This is a genomic window from Streptomyces aculeolatus, from assembly GCF_020400605.1.
Taxonomy (GTDB): Bacteria; Actinomycetota; Actinomycetes; order Streptomycetales; family Streptomycetaceae; genus Streptomyces; species Streptomyces aculeolatus.
This window is the reverse complement of the sequence record NZ_JAINRD010000005.1, coordinates 283,231-299,706: the sequence shown is the minus strand read 5'-3', so window position 1 is coordinate 299,706 and position 16,476 is coordinate 283,231. Positions and strand designations below refer to the sequence as shown.

The 16,476-nt window shown below is 73.1% G+C and carries 11 protein-coding genes; 5 read left to right on the top strand and 6 right to left on the bottom strand.

The window, feature by feature from the left end:
- Nucleotides 1-126 precede the first annotated feature (126 nt).
- Together LG396_RS11955 and LG396_RS11950 are read left to right on the top strand one after the other, a co-directional pair.
- On the top strand, nt 127-555 hold the full coding sequence (locus tag LG396_RS11955; RefSeq protein ID WP_225794707.1) for a helix-turn-helix domain-containing protein: 429 nt from the start codon (nt 127-129) through the stop codon (nt 553-555).
- 424 nt (nt 556-979) lie between these two features.
- Entirely contained in the window at nt 980-2,242 is a 1,263-nt protein-coding gene (locus LG396_RS11950) for a site-specific integrase (protein WP_225794706.1), read from the top strand.
- A gap of 61 nt (nt 2,243-2,303) precedes the next feature.
- Here the strand turns inward: LG396_RS11950 and LG396_RS11945 are convergent, their stop codons facing one another.
- The 3 genes from LG396_RS11945 to LG396_RS11935 form a co-directional block, all read right to left on the bottom strand.
- Nucleotides 2,304-4,151 (bottom strand): chitinase, encoded by a 1,848-nt coding sequence (locus tag LG396_RS11945; protein ID WP_225794705.1) that lies wholly within the window; start codon nt 4,149-4,151, stop codon nt 2,304-2,306.
- Nucleotides 4,152-4,313: 162 nt separating this feature from the next.
- Nucleotides 4,314-5,642, bottom strand: coding sequence for a DUF2252 domain-containing protein (locus LG396_RS11940; protein WP_145899705.1), 1,329 nt, complete (start codon nt 5,640-5,642; stop codon nt 4,314-4,316).
- Nucleotides 5,643-5,853: 211 nt separating this feature from the next.
- Nucleotides 5,854-7,734 carry a sugar-binding protein gene (locus tag LG396_RS11935; RefSeq protein ID WP_225794704.1) on the bottom strand — a complete coding sequence of 627 codons (1,881 nt, stop codon included), beginning with the start codon at nt 7,732-7,734 and terminating at the stop codon, nt 5,854-5,856.
- A 243-nt stretch (nt 7,735-7,977) separates the two neighbouring features.
- On the opposite strand from LG396_RS11935, the gene LG396_RS11930 reads away from it, so the two are divergent.
- Nucleotides 7,978-8,853, top strand: a complete 876-nt coding sequence (locus tag LG396_RS11930; protein ID WP_225794703.1) for an SAM-dependent methyltransferase — start codon at nt 7,978-7,980, stop codon at nt 8,851-8,853.
- A gap of 50 nt (nt 8,854-8,903) precedes the next feature.
- Entirely contained in the window at nt 8,904-9,779 is an 876-nt protein-coding gene (locus LG396_RS11925; RefSeq protein ID WP_225794702.1) for an SAM-dependent methyltransferase, read from the top strand.
- Between the two features lie 18 nt (nt 9,780-9,797).
- Here the strand turns inward: LG396_RS11925 and LG396_RS11920 are convergent, their stop codons facing one another.
- From LG396_RS11920 to LG396_RS11910, 3 genes are all read right to left on the bottom strand, one after another.
- Entirely contained in the window at nt 9,798-12,065 is a 2,268-nt protein-coding gene (locus LG396_RS11920; RefSeq protein ID WP_225794701.1) for a poly(A) polymerase, read from the bottom strand.
- Nucleotides 12,065-13,795: an RNA ligase family protein gene (locus LG396_RS11915; protein ID WP_225794700.1), complete on the bottom strand. Its 1,731-nt coding sequence runs from the start codon at nt 13,793-13,795 to the stop codon at nt 12,065-12,067. The genes LG396_RS11920 and LG396_RS11915 overlap by 1 nt, the downstream gene beginning before the upstream one ends.
- A 212-nt stretch (nt 13,796-14,007) precedes the next feature.
- The gene (locus tag LG396_RS11910) at nt 14,008-14,760 is read right to left on the bottom strand and encodes a GH12 family glycosyl hydrolase domain-containing protein (protein ID WP_225794699.1); all 753 of its coding nucleotides are present in this window, start codon (nt 14,758-14,760) and stop codon (nt 14,008-14,010) included.
- A gap of 222 nt (nt 14,761-14,982) precedes the next feature.
- Here LG396_RS11910 and LG396_RS11905 point away from each other — a divergent pair, with 222 nt between their 5' ends.
- Nucleotides 14,983-16,464 (top strand): glycosyl hydrolase, encoded by a 1,482-nt coding sequence (locus LG396_RS11905; RefSeq protein ID WP_225794698.1) that lies wholly within the window; start codon nt 14,983-14,985, stop codon nt 16,462-16,464.
- Nucleotides 16,465-16,476: the final 12 nt, after the last annotated feature.

The window sequence follows — 16,476 nt, the reverse complement described above, 5'->3', positions numbered from 1 at the left end:
CGCGTCGAAGTCAGGCATGAGATCGTCCTAGCTAGCCTCATGGCGTCTTCGCTGGTCGCCCTGGGTTGACGCCCTTGGCGACTTTGGCCCTAGCTGGCCCTGCCTGGTCCTGGCACACTGGTGGTCATGCCGGATCGCGATCTTGAACGCTTGGCGAAGGCCGTAAAGGCCCGACGCCTGGAGCGCTACCCCTCACGCCGAGAAGCCGCCATCGCCGCCGGCGTCTCCAAGGACACCTTTCAGCGCATCGAAGAGGGCCAGCCCGTCCGCGATGTCAGCTACGTGAAAGTCGACCGCGCACTCGGCTGGGCGCCCGGCTCCTGCGACGAGATCGCCCAGGGCGGCGAGCCTGTCCCGGTGCAGATGTCCGAGGATGGCGACGTCATGTACGCCACCGTGCCGATCACCGGCCTCACGGAGAAGATCGAGCGGGCCGTGACGGACGCGACCATGGCCGTCACGCCAGACCTCACCGTGCGGGAGATCAAAGCGCTCAACAGCCGCGTGATCGAGGAGCTGCAACGCCAAGGCGTGCTGCCCGAAACCGATCAATAAAAGGGCCGTTCGGACTACAACCTTTCGAACCACGGCGATTGTTACAAACGGATCGGCATCCGCGAGACTGCGGAGTGTGTGAAATTCCAACCCCTCGTGTCACCCTGGTGTGCATCCACCTGGGGGGCACCCGAGTAGACACGGGACGAGGGGGCCCATGCATCACATCAGCACCATGGACCTTGGGCCGAACGCTTTCGGATGGTCCATCAAGATCGGGGAAGACATACTGGTTGCGGTCTCCCCGGACGTTCTGCAGAGTCCCACCGCTCAACAGGCAGTGCGCGAGCTGGCCAAACGCCAGGGAGTCGAGGTCACACCCACGTGCTCCTGCTCGCGAACGAACGCCGCAGTACACGAGGTAGCGTGAAAGCGGCAGGCGAGAGCCTGCCGCGCACACGCACACTGCACCCCAGGGGGGCCCATGCCGCAGATCGAATGGCGCGGGGGCACCTGCCGGGTCAAGTGGTGGGCCGGCGAGTACTACCCGTCCGGCCGCAGGAAGTACGAGTCCAAGGGCGGATTCACTGCCGAGGAAGAGGCATGGAACTACGGCCTCGACCGCGAGCACGAGCAGCGCCACGGGCACTTGATCAGAAACCGGGACGGCTCGACCCTGATGTCGGACTGGTGCGACACCTGGGAAAAGAGTCTCGATCACGGGCCGCTGACGGAGAAGAGCTACCGCGGCCACCTGCGTAAGCACATCAAGCCGTACTTCGAGCGCCGCACTGTCGGAGAGATCGACATCGTCGCTTACAGGGGCTTCAAGAAGCACTTGGGGGGAGTAGTCGGCGAGGGCAGCGCGAAGAACATCCTCATGGTCTTCGGGATGCTCATGGAAGACGCGGTGGGCGCCGGCCTGCGCAGCGCGTCGCCGGTGGAGCGCCAGCGCCGCCGGGGGCGGTACAAGAAGAAGCCGCGGGAGCGGAAGCGGCACATGCGCGCCGAATCCGTGTACCAGCTCGCCGTCAACGCCAAGCAGTACTGGGGGTTCCCCGGCTACGTCTTCATGTTGACGATGGCGGTCACAGGGATGCGGCCGGGGGAGCTGTACGGGCTCCGGCGGGAGTACTGCTACCCGAACTGGCCGTCGTCCGACCCCGACCCGGACGGGGAGCATGCGGAGCCGGAGCCCGAGCGGTACAAGGGTGACGGAGGCATGCCCGCCATCCGCGTGCAGACGCAGCGCCAGCGCGATCAGGGTGAGCTGCTGACGCTGCCGCCGAAGTACGGCTCCTACCGCACGCTGGTGATCCCGCCGTTCCTGGCGACGCTCCTGCGGCTGCTCCTCGACAGTCACGATGAGGAGTGGGTCTTCCCCGGCATCAAGGGCGGGGAGCTTGTGTCGACGAACTTCGACGGCGCCTACTGGCGGCCGATCGCCGACGGCCACGAGGAGAGGAAGGCGACGGGGGACAGGCGCCGCCGCCCGATCCCTGAGATCCCCGCGGTGCCGGACTACGAAGGCAAGCGGATGTACCTGCTGCGGCACGGCCACAAGGAGTGGCTGGACGACTCGGGGCGCATCAGTCGCGTGGCAGTGGAGTCCCGCATGGGCCACGAGCTTCCCGGCGTGGAAGGCGTGTACTCGAACGTGACGCCGACGATGGAGCGCGAGACAATGGGTGTCCTGCAGGAGCGCTGGGTGCACCTGATGGAGTCGATGAGACTCCACCAGGCGTGATCAACTCCCAGTCGACACCCACTGGGGCCCTTCGAGTCTGGGGCCGCGCAGGTCCAAGGGCCTACGGCCAGTAGGCGTCGAAGTTCCTGCTGAACTCCCAGTTGTTGTACCGGTCCCAGTTGATCGACCAGGTCATCAGCCCGCGCATGCCGGGCCAGGTGCCGTGCGTCCGGTACGAGCCGCAGTTGCTGCCCTTCGTCAGGCAGTCCAGCGTCTTGTTCACCTCGCCGGTCGACACGTGCCCGTTGCCCGCCTGGCTGCTGGCCGGCATCCCGATGGCCACCTGGTCCGGGCGCAGCGCCGGGAAGAACCGCTCGGAGTTGCCCGCGACCGGGAAGCCGGTGAGCAGCATGTCCGTCATCGCGATGTGGAAGTCGGCGCCGCCCATGGTGTGGTACTGGTTGTCCAGGCCCATGATCGGGCCGGAGTTGTAGTCCTGGACGTGCAGCAGCGTCAGCGAGTCGCGCAGCGCGTGGATCACCGGCAGGTACGCGCCGCAGCGCGGGTCCTGGCCGCCCCACTGACCGGTGCCGTAGTACTGGTAGCCCATCTGCACGAAGAACGTCTCCGGCGCCATCGTCAGCACGAACTTCTCGCCGTACTTGGCCTTCAGGCTCTTCAGCGCCGAGATCAGGTTGACGATCTTCGGGGTGGTCGGGTTCCGGAAGTCGGTGTCGCCGGTGTCGAGCGAGAGCGAGTGGCCCTCGAAGTCGATGTCGACGCCGTCCAGCCCGTACTCGTCGATGATGCCGCCGACCGACCGGACGAACGCGTCGCGCGCGGCCGTGCTGTTCAGCTGGACCTGCCCGTTCTGGCCGCCGATGGACAGCAGCACCTTCTTGCCCGCGGCCTGCTTGGCCGCGATCGCCGCCTTGAAGTCCGCCACCGGCTCCACGTTCGGGCACTCGGTCTGCGGGCAGAGCTGGAAGCGGATGTCGCCGGACGTCGCGGAAGTGGGCTCGCCGAAGGCCAGGTTGATGACGTCCCAGCTCGCCGGGACGTCCGCGAGCCGGGTGTAGCCGGAGCCGTTGGCGAAGCTCGTGTGCAGGTAGCCGACGAGCGCGTGCGGCGGCAGGGTGCCGCCGGGGTTGCCGCCGCCGTCGCCGGTGGTGGCGCTGACGGGGGCCGACCTGGGTGACTCGCCGGCGGCGTTGGTCGCCGTCACCTCGAAGCGGTACGCCGTCCTGGGCGTCAGCCCCGTGACGGTGGCGGAGGTGCCGGTCACCGAGGTGGCGCGGGTGCCGTCGCGGTAGACCGTGTAGCCCGTCGCGCCGCTCGCCGCGCTCCAGGACAGCGAGACGGAGGTCGCGGTGGTGGCGCCGACCGACACCCCGGAGGGGGCGGCCGGGACGGTGCCCGGGTCGCCGCCGGGGCCGGTCAGGGTGATGTCGTCGGCGTGGTAGGCGGGCTGGCCGTACCAGCCGTGCGTGTACACCGTCACCGAGGTGGTGTTCGGGCCGGTGGTGAAGGACGTGCTCAGCTCGGTCCAGGTGCCGGCGGAGTTCGTCCAGTCCGAGACGTCGGCGGTGCCGGTGCCGCGTGCACCGAGGTAGGCGTACGAGCCCTGCACCCAGCCGCTCAGCGCGTACTGCGCGTTCGGGCGTACGGACACGCTCTGGGTGCACTGGCCCTGGCCGCTGCCCGAGGGCTGGACCCGGAGGGCGGACGTCCCGGTGCGCACGGGGCTGGAGACGGCCGAGCCGCTGCCGGCCGAGCAGTTCCAGCCGTCGAGGCCGGCCTCGATGCCGCCGTTGCGGACGAGGTTGGGCTCGGCGGCGGCCTCGGGCGCGGTGGCGCCGGCGGCGGTGCCGGAGAGCGCGCCGCCCAGCAGGGCGAGCGCGGCGATCAGGGCCGCGAGCGGGGCGCTGCGGCGGGAGCGGTGTCTGGAGAAGCGCAGGAATCGGTCCACAACTGCCTCCACGGCTTGGGGTGTTGGGGCCTGGCGGGGGATGCGCGTGGGACAGGTTGGTCCAGACCAATAATGATGTCAAGGGGACGCGTACAGGTCAGGGCGCGCACGCCGTCCGCGTGCGCGCCCTGTGCCGTGTTCCGCTGTGCTGCCGGGCTCCTCTCAGAGGCCGGAGATCCGCCCGTTCCGGAAGAGGTCGACGAAGATCTGGTGGTCGGTCCGCGCCCGTACGCCGTAGTCGTGCGCGAAGTCCACCAGCATCTCCGTGAACCCGTCGGCGTCCGCCGAGATCGCCGCGTCGATCGCCCGCTCCGTCGAGAACGGCACCAGCGAGTGCCCGCTCTCCGCGACGTCCGCCGCCGCGTGCATGGTGGCGGTGGCCCGCCCCAGGTCGCCCACGACGGCCTCGGCCTGCTCCGGGTCGTCGATGTCCGACCAGTCCAGGTCCACCGCGTACGGCGACACCTCGGCGACCAGCTGGCCCGCCCCGTCCAGCTCGGTCCAGCCCAGCCACGGGTCCGACGCGGCCTGCAGCGCGCGCTGCGAGATGACCGTGCGGTGCCCCTCGTGGCGGAAGTAGGCGCGGATCGCCGGGTCGGTGACGTGCCGCGCGACCGCCGGGGTCTGGCCGCGCTTCATGTAGATGACGATGTCGTTCTCCAGGGCGTCGCTGTGCCCTTCGAGGAGGATGTTGTACGACGGCAGCCCCGCGCTGCCGATGCCGATGCCGCGGCGGCCCACGACGTCCTTCACGCGGTACGCGTCCGGACGCCGCTCGCGGCCGCCGGAGGGCAGCGTCTCCAGGTAGCCCTCGAAGGCGTCGAGCACCCGCGCGCGGGTGGCCGCGTCCAGTTCGATGGCGCCGCCGCCGGAGGTGAAGCGGCGCTCGTAGTCCCGTACCTCCGTCATCGACTCCAGCAGCCCGAAGCGGGTGTGCGCGCGGGCGGCGCGCAGCGCGCCGAGGAGCGGCCCGGTGGCGGTGTCGAGGGTGAAGGGCGGCACCTCGTCGTCCTTGGCGCCGGCGGCGAGCGCGCGGATGCGCTCGCGGTACGCGTCGGCGTACGCGCGGACGAGGCCGGTGATCTGCCCGTCGCTGAGCGCCTTGGTGTAGCCGATGAGCGCCAGCGAACCGGCCAGCCGCTTGACGTCCCAGGTGAACGGGCCGACGAACGCCTCGTCGAAGTCGTTGACGTTGAAGACGAGCCGGCCGTTGGCGTCCATGTACGTGCCGAAGTTCTCGGCGTGCAGATCGCCGTGGATCCAGACCCGGCCGGTCTGCTCGGTCAGGAACGGGTCGCCGCGCTCGCCGGCTTCCAGGTCGTGGTAATAGAGGCAGGCCGTCCCGCGGTAGAAGGCGAACGCCGAGGCCGCCATCTTGCGGAACTTGAGCCGGAAGGCGGCGGGATCGGCGGCGAGCAGCTCGCCGAATGCGGAGTCGAAGACGGCGAGTATCTCCTCGCCGCGCTGGGCGTCCCTGGTGTCCGTGACCATGCGGCTCACGATACCGGCGCGCCGCCACGGGACCGGGGCGGCGCCCGGGGCGTACGGCCGCGCCCCGCCGGGGCGGGCGGGGCGCGGGGCGTACACCCGGGAGGAGCGCGTCAACGGCGCGCGCCTGCCGGGGGCCCGGGGTCTGTCTTCCCGGCGGGTGCGGAGCACCCGGCAGCCGCGAGCGGGTACGGCCCGCGGCTGCCCTGCCGCGTCAGCGGCGCGGGCGCGGGCCGACCGCCAGCGGGACGCCCGTACGCCGCGACTGCGCGACCGACGCGGGCGAGTCCTCGCTGCGCGCCGCGTCCGTCGGGATCTCCGGCTCCGCCGGCTCCGTCGGCCGGTCGGCGGGCGGGGTGTAGCCCTCCAGCGCGGCGTTGCCCCAGACGTACGGGTCGGCCTGGGCGCTGCCGAACGGCGACCAGGCGAGCCGGGTCTGGCCCGTCTTGTCGTCGGTGTCGGAGTCGTACACCAGCACGTTGAGCGCGAACTTCGCCGGGTCCGCCGCGGCCGGCAGGTCGGCGAGCGCGATCTTCGCCTCGATCGTGTAGCCCCGGTACGGGTCCGAGACCGCCGAGACCACCCGCATCCCGGGCGCCGTGACGGCCGCCGGGCCCTGCCGGTTGTCGCCGTCGCGCTCGGCCAGCGCGCCGCCGCCGTTCGCGCTGTACGGGAAGATGCCCGTCTTGAACGTGGTCGAGGTGTCGTCGGCCGTGCCGCGCGGGTCGAGGGTGATCTCGACCGCGTCCGTACGCCAGTGGCGCTTGGCGTCGTCCTCCTCCAGCGCCGTGCCCCTGCGGTCGTCGGTGACCTTGACGAACACGTACAGGTCGTCCCCGTGCCGCGAGAGCTTCGCGGTCGCCGAGACGTCCTCCGCGCCGACCTTCTCGCCCTCCCAGTGCACCAGCGGCAGTTCGGGGCCCGGGTACTCGCCGGGGCGCTCCACGCCGTCGAGCACGGGGGCGGTGGCGACCTCGGGGATCGTCGTGGCGGGCGCCTCCGGGTACTCCGGCTGCGCGTCGTTGGCCAGCCACGGCAGGCCGACGCGCTGCGTCCAGTCGCGGAACTCCGCGTACAGCGGGCGCAGCTCGCCCTGGGGGCGCACCTTCGACTTCACAGCCTTGCCGTTCGCCGCCAGGACCGTGTACCAGTCGGAGCCGAGCTGCTCGGGGTCGGTCGGCACCTGGGGCGGCCGCGCGGCCCAGCCCTGCGTGACGTACTTGCGGGCGGCGTCCCGCTCCACCTGCGCCCAGCTCGTGCCGTACTCCTTGCTGCGCGTACCGGTGAAGACACCGAAGACCGGCAGGCCGCTGGCGCGGTCGGTGCGGCGCTGCTTGGGGGCGTCCGGGCCGAGCAGGCTGCCGAAGCCGTAGTTCTGCGCGAGCAGCAGCCGCGGGCGGTGCGGGCGGTAGCCCTCCTTGGTGATCTGCGAGCGGAACGCGCGCGGGTCGCCGGCGAGGAAGAACGCCTCGATCGCCAGCCGGGCGGACAGCTGGTGGCCGCCGTGCTGGTTGAAGGGGCGCGGGTCCATCGTCACGACGGTGTCGGGCGTCGTGGCGCGGATCAGCCGGACGACCCGCTCCAGCGTGTCGTCCACGTCCCAGATCGCGGCCGTCAGCGGGCCGGACAGCGTGTACCAGAAGTCGGGCTTGTCCAGGTAGTAGATGTTGTCGATGCCCGCGAGGCCGACCGCCTCGCGCTCCTCGTCCTCGCGGATCTGCCCGAGCGGCGGACCCTCCTCCGGGCCGGCCGCGTTGCCGCCGCCCTCGCCGCGGGTGATGGTGAGCACGCCGGTGCTCAGCCCGTGCTGCTCCCGCCACTGCCCGAAGGTGGCGAGGTTGCCGCACTCGTCGTCCGGGTGCGCGCCGACGAAGAGCACGTCGTTGTGGGCCCGGTCCCGCCCGCCGGGCGGCGCCTTGCGCGGGCGCGGCACGCTCCAGTCGTCCGCCCACGCGGACGGAGCGGTCGCGCCCAGCGCCGTACCGACGATGCCGGATACCAGCGCGGCCGAGACCAGCCGCCGGCTCGGCCCCGACCGGTCCGCGTCCTGTGCCCCCGCGGGCCCTGTTCTGTCCCCCTGCGGCGAGTTCGTCACCGATGGCCTCCCCTTGACGTACGAGGTGAGCCCCGCTCGATGAGGCTCACGACCGCCTTTCTAAGCCAGACGGAGAGCCGGGGCAAGGGGTTTGTCAGGACATCTTGTCAACTGGACCTCGGACGGGGTCCGCGGCACCGGCCGGGGGTGTGCCCAACTGGACCCGGGGGCAGGGGAGTCCGAGACAAACCGCACCTCGTATGACAGAGTTCGGATCATCCGACGGCGTAATCCGGAGTGCATGTGACCACCGACAACGGCGAGACGGCCTGGCTGAGCACCGTGGCCGGGACGTCCTGGACGCCGCCGGAGATCGATTTCACGAAGCCGCAGACGGCCCGGATGTACGACTACTACCTGGGCGGCAAGGACCACTACGAGCCGGACCGGGAGACCGCCGAGCGCGTCGTCGGGGTCTGGCCGAGCGTCGGCAAGTTCGCCCGCGCCAACCGGCACTTCATGCACCTGGCCGTCGAGCGGCTCGCCGCCGTCGGCGTCGACCAGTTCCTGGACGTCGGCACCGGCATCCCCACCTCGCCGAACGTCCACGAGATAGCCCAGGCGGTACGCCCCGGGGCGCGCATCCTGTACACCGACCACGACCCCGTGGTGCTCGCGCACGCCCGTGCGCTCATGAACTCCACCGAGCAGGGCCGCATCGACTACATCCAGGGCGACCTGCGCAGCCCCGGGACCATCCTCGGCCACCCCTGCATGGCCGGCCCCGACCCGGCCCTCGACCTCGCCCGCCCGGTGGCCGTCACCCTCGTGGCGATCATGCACTTCATCACCCCCGAGGACGACCCGCGGCGCATCGTCGGCGCCCTGATGGACGCGCTGCCCTCCGGCAGCCACCTCGTCCTCAGCCACATCACGGCCGAGTTCGCCCCCGCGGAGGTGGACGCCGCCGCCCGGCTCTACCACCAGCAGGGCCTGCCGGCGCAGGCCCGCGACGAGCGCGAGCTGTCGGAACTGGTCGACGCCCTCGGCCTGGAGCTGCTGCCGCCGGGCGTCCTGCCCGTCAACCGCTGGACCCCGGACACCTCCGACGAGCCGCCGACGCCCCTCTACACCGACGCCGAGGCGTCGTGCCTGGGCCTCATCGCCAGGAAGCCGTGACCGCCGGCAGCGCGCCGGCCCGACAGGACCACCACGAGAACGGAGTGCATGTGACCACCGGGAACGGCGAAACCGCCTGGCTGAGCACCGCGGTCGGAACGTCCTGGACGCCGCCGGAGATCGATTTCACGAAGCCGCAGACGGCCCGGATGTACGACTACTTCCTCGGCGGCAAGGACCACTACGCGCCGGACCGGGAGACCGCCAGGCAGGTCGAGAAGGTGTGGCCGACGGTGAGCCAGGCCGCCCGCGGCAACCGGCTCTTCATGAACATGGCCGTCGAGCGGCTTGCCAAAGCGGGCATCGACCAGTTCCTCGACGTGGGCACCGGCATCCCCACCTCGCCGAACGTCCACCAGATCGTCCAGCGCGAACAGCCCGGGGCGCACATCCTGTACACCGACCACGACCCCGTGGTGCTCGCGCACGCCCGTGCCCTGATGAACTCCACCGAGCAGGGCCGCATCGACTACATCCAGGGCGACCTGCGCCGGCCGGAGGGCATCCTCGGCCACCCCTGCCTCGCCGGTCCCGAGCCGGTTCTCGACTTCGGCCGCCCCGTGGCGCTCACCCTCCTGGCGATCATGCACTTCATCACGCACGAGGACGACCCGGAGCGGATCATCGGCACCCTGATGGACCCGCTGCCCTCCGGCAGCCACCTCATCCTCAGCCACATCACGGACGAGTACGCCCCCGAGCAGGTCGAGGCCACCGCCCGCCTCTACCGCAGCCAGGGCCTCCCGGCACAGGCCCGCACCGGGAAGCAGCTCGTGGAACTGCTCGACGCCCTCGGCCTGGAGCTGCTGCCGCCGGGCGTCCTGCCGGTCAGCCGCTGGACCCCGGACATCTCCGACGAGCCGCCGACGCCCCTCTACACCGACGCCGAGGCGTCGTTGGTCGGGCTCATCGCCAGGAAGCCGTAACGCCCCCGCGGCCGGAGGTCAGCGCAGGGCCGGTACGCCGTCCGGATCCGCCCGCGCGACGGCGACGCCGTGCAGCCCGTCGCGCCACCCGGCCGCGATCGCCGCGAGCCGGGCGGCGCCGGGCGGGGTGCGGCCGAGGCCGATCGCGTACCGCGCGAGCGCCGGCCCGGTCTCGAACGGCCGCGGCCAGGCGTGCGCGTCCGCCGCTCCGGCCTCGGCCAGCGCGGTGAGCAGCGCCACCAGCCGCCCCCGCATGCGCCCCAGGGTCTCCTCGAACTCGGCGGTGCCCTCCCGGCGTACGGTCACGACCGCCCACGCCGCGTGCCGCCCGTGCAGCGGCGGCGGCGACAGCAGCTCGGGCCAGGGATCCGCGCCGGTCTCCGCCGCCTGCTCCAGAAGCGCCCAGGCGCGGTACAACTCCTCGGCCAGCAGGTCCCGGAAGCCGGCGGTCACCTGCCCGGTGCAGGTGCGGACCGGCTCCGTGGGGGTGAGGACGACCAGCGGCGCCCGCGGCCCCGCGGCCCCCGGGAGGAGCCCGACCGGCTCCCGCCAGTCCCAGGCGGCCCAGGTGCCGAAGAAGCGGCGCAGCGCGTCCGGCGCGGGCGCGTCCCCGGCCTCGCGCACGGTACGGGCCGCCAGCACCGACCAGGCCAGGCCCGGCAGTCCGCCGAACGGGGCCGAGTCGAGACCGCGGGCCCTCGCCCACGCCTTCACCGGGACGGCGAGCCGGGCGAACGCGGCGCGGCGGGCGCCGACCGCGGCCCGTACCGCGTCCGCGTCGCTCACCGCGCTCAGCGCCACCGCCGCCGCCCCGCCCGACTCGGCGCGGCGGGCGACCGCTTCGGCGGGATCGAGCGCCCCGGTGGCGACGACCGCCAGGTCGACGTCCAGGCCGCCGGTGTGCAGCCGCAGCCCGGGTACGCGTGCGCCGGCCACCTGCCGCACCCGGGTGGCGTCCGGCAGCGCGGCGGTCACCCGGGCCCGTACGGCGGCCGGGTCGGCGGCGCCGGGCAGCGCCGCGACGAGGTCCACGTCCGCGCCGGCCGGGGCGCAGCCCATGCGCCGCGAGCCGGCGAGGTGGACGACGCCCTCGCCCAGCGCCTCGGCGACGCGCCGCGCGACCTCGCGGGCCCGGGCGTCCTCGGCGCCGTCCGCCGCGGCCGGCGGCGTCGCGGGTCCGGCGGCGCCCGGCCGCAGCTCCGCCTCGACGCCGTAGTGGTCCGAGGCGTACAGCCCGTCGGCCGCGGGGGAGTCCCCCCGCAGCACGGCCGCCGCCGCCCGCCACCGCCCCGGGCGCAGGAGGACGCGGTCCAGCCGCCCCGCCCGGCCGGAGAGCGAGGAGACCGCGGCCAGCGGGTTGGCCCCCGGATCGAACGTGGGTGTCCGGTCGGACGGGCCGTGGACCTCCGTCCAGACGTCCGCCAGCCCGAGCGCCGTGGCGGGGGCGTCGCCGCCGTCGTTGAAGTCGCCGGCCAGCACGAGGTCGCCGGCCACCCCGCCGAGTCCGTCCGCGAGCCGGGCGAGTTGGGCCCGCCGCAGGGCGGCGCCGTCGGCGGAGTGGTCGCTGCTCAGATGGACCGCTGCCACCACGAGGGGGCCCGCGCTGGTGGCCACGGTGACGGCGGTGACCGCCTTGTGCGGCCCGAGCCGGTGCCACCCCGCCTCCCGTACGGGCAGCCGGCTGAGCAGCAGCAGCCCGCTGTCGGCGACGTCCCTGCCGCCCGGGTCGGTGCCCAGCGTGTAGCCGGCGCGGACCCAGGGGGCCCGCATGAGCAGGGCGAGGAGATCTGCTTCGACCTCCTGGAGCGCGATGACGTCCGCGTCGGCGGCTTCGAGGGCGGTGAGCAGCAGCGGGCGGCGCCGAACGGTTTCGATGCGGTCGGCGTCGTACCGGTCCCACAGCGTGTTCCAGGTGAGGACCCGCACGTCCGCCGCGCCCGCCGGGGCCCGTACCCCCTCGGCGGGGCGCCAGCCGGCCGCCGCGGGATCCCAGCCGAAGGGCGTCCTGGCCGTGAAGAAGGGCGCCCGCAGCAGCCGCGGGCCGCGTACCCGGCCGGCCTCCGACGCGTCGATGCGGTCCACGCCGGTGGCGCGGTCCCAGAGCACCTCCCCGTCCGCCTCGACGAACACGATCCGGTGCCACGGAATGTCGCCGCCCGGGACGAAGGAGGGCAGCGGGACGCGTTTGGGGGCGGCGCCCCGCTGGTTGATCCCCAGCACGAACCTGGCCGGATCGAACCGCGGGTCCCAGCGCACCCGGTGGTAGACCTCGTCGCTCGTACGCATCACGCGTCCTCCGCGTCGTCGGCGAGGGCGCCGGCGGTGTCGGCGACCGTCCCGCCGGCCCCGACGTACCACGTGCGGTGGCCCTCGCCCGGGTAGGGCGGGGTGAACCGGTGCAGTTGCGAGGCGAGCACCCCGGGCGGCACCGGGTGCGCCCGGTCACCGTTGCGCCGGGCCAACTCGTCCTCGTCGACCAGCGCGACCACGTGCGTGACCAGCGCGTCGCGGTTCCGTGCGACCCGATGGACCGCCGCCCGCTGGTGCCGGTTGAGGGACGTGGCGTCCCACACCGCGGTCCCGCCGCCGGCCAGCGCCGCGTCGAGGCGCCCCAGCCCCTCCCGCAGGACGTCCCCGTTCGCCCGCTGGTCGGCCCGTGCGGAGCGGGCCTCGCGCAGCTCGTCCAGGCAGACGTACGCGCCGGCCCCGGCGAGGCCCTCCGCGAACGTGCTCTTGCCGCTGCCGGACGGCCCGATCAGCTGGACCAGCCGCGGGAACGCCCCGGAGCGCCACCGCCAGCTCGCCGCAACGGCGTCCGCCACGCCGGAGATCCGCCCGTCGGCGTACGCCTCGCGCGCCTCCGCCCAGCACCGGTCGGCGGCGTCCCGGCCGAGGCCGTCGAGCGCCTCCCGCAGCCCCGCCCGCAGCGGCTCCAGCGGCGCCGCGCGGAGCAACCCGGCCTCCTCGGCGTGCAACCCGGACCACTCGACCTGCTCGCGCGCCTCCTCGTCCCGCGCGACCGCCCCCGCGACGGCGTGCAGCACCCCCAGGTCGGCGGCGAGCGAGAGGCGTACGAGGCCGCCGCGGCGCTCGCCGTCCGGAAAGGGGCGCTGAAGCGCGGCGGCCAGCCCCACGAGATCGGCGACCCGCCGTGCGGCGCGCATGCCCAACGGCCCCGCGAGCCGCGGTGCGAGCCATGCCCGGCGGGCGCCGTGCAGCATCGCCGCCACGACGCCGGCCAGCCGCGTGTCGCCGTACCGGCCGAGCCCGTCGAGCCGCGCCGCCACGTCCCGGACGGCGGCCTCGGCGGCCGGCGGATCCTCCGGGGCGACGCCCAGCGCCGCCGCGAGCGCCGGCACGTCGGCGCTCCCGCCCGAACGCACCGCCCACAGCGCGGCCTTCGGACCCAGCCCGTTCTCCACGACGGCGGCGTGCATCCAGTGCGTACCGGTCTGGACGTGCCCGCCGCGCACCCACTTGGCCACCCGCCGCCCGAACTCGCCCCGCCCGAACCCCTCGACGGTGCGCACCACGTAACCCTCCTGGCGTGCGGTGTCCAACGGCAGCCCCCGCAGCACCCGCTCGTCGAACACCCCCCGCCACAGCACCGGGGCCGCCGGCACCCCCGACCGCCGCAGGAAGCGCACCGTGCCGTCCCAGTCCAGGCAGCGGTCGCCGTCCCAGACGGAGAAGCCGTAGAACCAGCTCTCCAGGTCCTCGTACGCGATCGAGTGCCGCGCGAAGAGGTTCTCCCCGCACACCCGCCAACCCGGCGGTATCCCGCGGCCGATCCGCCCCTGGAGGCCCTTCACCCACGCCCGCGACGGGTGGTGCGCCGAATCCGGTGACCGCGCGTGCAGCCCGTCGGTGTACAGGGTGGTGTTCTCGCCGTCGAGCTTCTCCGTGACCACGACCTCCCGCCCCCGCAGCCCGGACAGGTCACCGGCCCGCACGTCGTCCGCGGCGGCCCCGGGCGACCACGGGAGATGCGGTGTACGGGGGTAGTGCACACGCATGATCCGGCTCCGTGACGACGGCGGGGTCCGGCCACTGTAGAAGCGCCCGCGGTGGCGGCTCCAGCGAATAACGCGCCGCCGCCCGGCTGCCGGTCGACGGGTGGACTCCCGCCCGCGCCGCGCCCTGCGCTGAGGGCCCGGTGCGCACGGAGCCGACCGCGCGGGCCGGTGGCACGGCGGCGGGGCGGGTGCCCGCCGCCGCGCCGCACGCGTCAGCCCGAGGTGACGTCGAAGTCGTTCGTGGTGAACTCCAGCCCGCCGGCCGCCGAGGTGATCTCGTAGCCGAACTGGACGTCGCCGACGGTCACGTCGCCCCACCAGCCCTCGTCGCTCAGCCAGCGGAGCACGGCCAGGAGGTCCACCTCGCCCGCGGTCGAGTCGCCGTGCCGGAGGAAGGAGAAGACCTCGTTGCTGCCGTTGTTCCCGCTGTAGACGTCCCAGGTGTGTCCGCCGAGCGCGACGGTGGTCCGGAACTGGCCGAGCGGTCCCACGGGGCCGGTCCAGTTCATCCAGAGCATGACCTCGTAGTCGTGGTCGACGTCCCACACGTCGTAGGTGGTGTTGTACGCGCCGCTGCTCGGCACGGTGACGTCGTAGGAACTGCTGAGGCGGTCGATCTCGCCGACCGGCTCGTTCACGATCCACTTGGCATTGGGGTACGACTTGATGCCGCCGGTGTCCGGGTGGTCGGCGTCGACCGTCCAGTTGCGGGCCGACTCCGCGGAGATGCACTGGCTGCCCGCGCCGGAGCCCCAGATGTTGTTGTAGAGGATGTAGCCGTCGGGCGTCTGCCAGTTGCCCCACTGGTCGCAGGACTGCCAGGCCTGCGCCACCGCGGCCTGCGCCGGTACCGCCAACTGGCCGAGGAACCCGAGTGCCGCCAGTAGCGGGGCGGCGATCAGGGTGCGAACGCCTCTGCTCCGGCGTCGGGGGTGCCTGGTGGACGGGTGCTCTCTGCGGCTCATCGCGCCACTCTCCTCGCCTCGTGTGGTGGGGGGTCCGCCCGGGAGGGGGTCGGTTTCCCGCGCGTACGAAGACAGTGGCCGCGGAGCCGTCGAACGGTTGCCGTCGAACCGGCATTGCCCGGCAAGAGGGCGGGATGTTTGACGTCGCCATGACACCGCAGCATTATGGGAGCGCTCCCAATCCTCTGCCCCGCACGCTTCACACCCGGTAGGAGATCCCCGGTGATCCACCCCCCGCTCCGCCGCATGCCCGCACTGGCGCTCCTCGTCCTGTCCGCGCTCCTCGCGGCCCTGCTCTCGGCCGGAACGGGCCCCGAGGCCGCGGCCGACGAGGCCGGGGCCCGCGCCCAGCCCGTTCTCCACGAGGCCGAGGACGGACGGCTGAACGGCACCGTCGTCGAGTCCGCCGCGTCCGGCTACTCCGGCACCGGCTATGTCACCGGGTTCGACGCGGCCGAGGACTCCGTCGCCGTCACCGTCCCCGACGGACCCGCCGGGCTCCACGACCTGGTGATCCACTACCGCGCGCCGTACGGCCAGAAGGTCGCGTCCCTGCAGCTCAACGGCGAGGGCGCGGGCGACGTCACCCTCCCCGCCACCGACACCTTCAGCACCGTGGCCGCCGGCAAGGTGATGCTGCGGGAGGGCCCGGACACGATCACGATCGTGAACAACTGGGGCTGGTACGAGATCGACGCCATCAGCCTCACCCCGAGCGAGCCCCGCCCGCCGCACCAGGTCTCCGGCGTCCCCGTCGACCCGCGGGCCACGCCCGGGGCGAGGGCCCTGCTGAGCTACCTCGCCGCGGGCTACGGCGAGCGCATCCTCAGCGGCCAGCAGGACGCGGCGTCCGTCCGGTGGGTGGAGGAGAACGTCGGCCGCACGCCCGCCGTCGCCGGGCACGACATGATGGACTACTCGCCCAGCCGCGTCGAGCGCGGCACCACGTCCACCGAGGTCGAGAACGCCCTCGCCTGGGACGAACGCGGCGGCATCACCACGTTCGTCTGGCACTGGAACGCTCCCGCCGGCCTCATCGACGAACCCGGCAAGGAGTGGTGGCGCGGCTTCTACACGGACGCGACGACCTTCGACGTGGCCGCGGCGCTCGCCGACCCGCAGTCCGCGGAGTACGCGCTGCTGCTGCGCGACATCGACGCCATTGCGGCGGAGCTGAAGCGGCTGCAGGACGCGGGCGTCCCGGTGCTGTGGCGCCCGCTGCACGAGGCCGAGGGCGGCTGGTTCTGGTGGGGCGCCAAGGGCCCCGGGCCGGCCAAGGAGCTGTGGCGGCTGATGTACGAGCGCATGACCGGCCACCACGGGCTGCACAACCTCGTCTGGGTCTGGAACTCCGTCGACCCGGCCTGGTACCCCGGCGACGACGTCGTCGACGTCGTCAGCGCCGACACCTATCCCCCGATCGGCGACCACGGCCCCGCCAGCGGCACGTACGACAAGCTTGTCGACCTCGTCGGCGACGAGAAGCTCGTCGCCTTGACCGAGACGGGCTCCGTCCCCGACCCGGACCTGCTGCGGGCGTACGAGGCGGACTGGAGCTGGTTCACCACCTGGAGCGGCGAGTTCATCGACGACGGCGAGCACAACCCGCTGCCGTTCCTCAAGCGGGTGTACGAGCACGACTACGTCATCACGCTCGACGAACTGGGCGACTGGCGCTCCCACCCCCCGGCCGGGACCGGCTGAACCGGGGGCCGG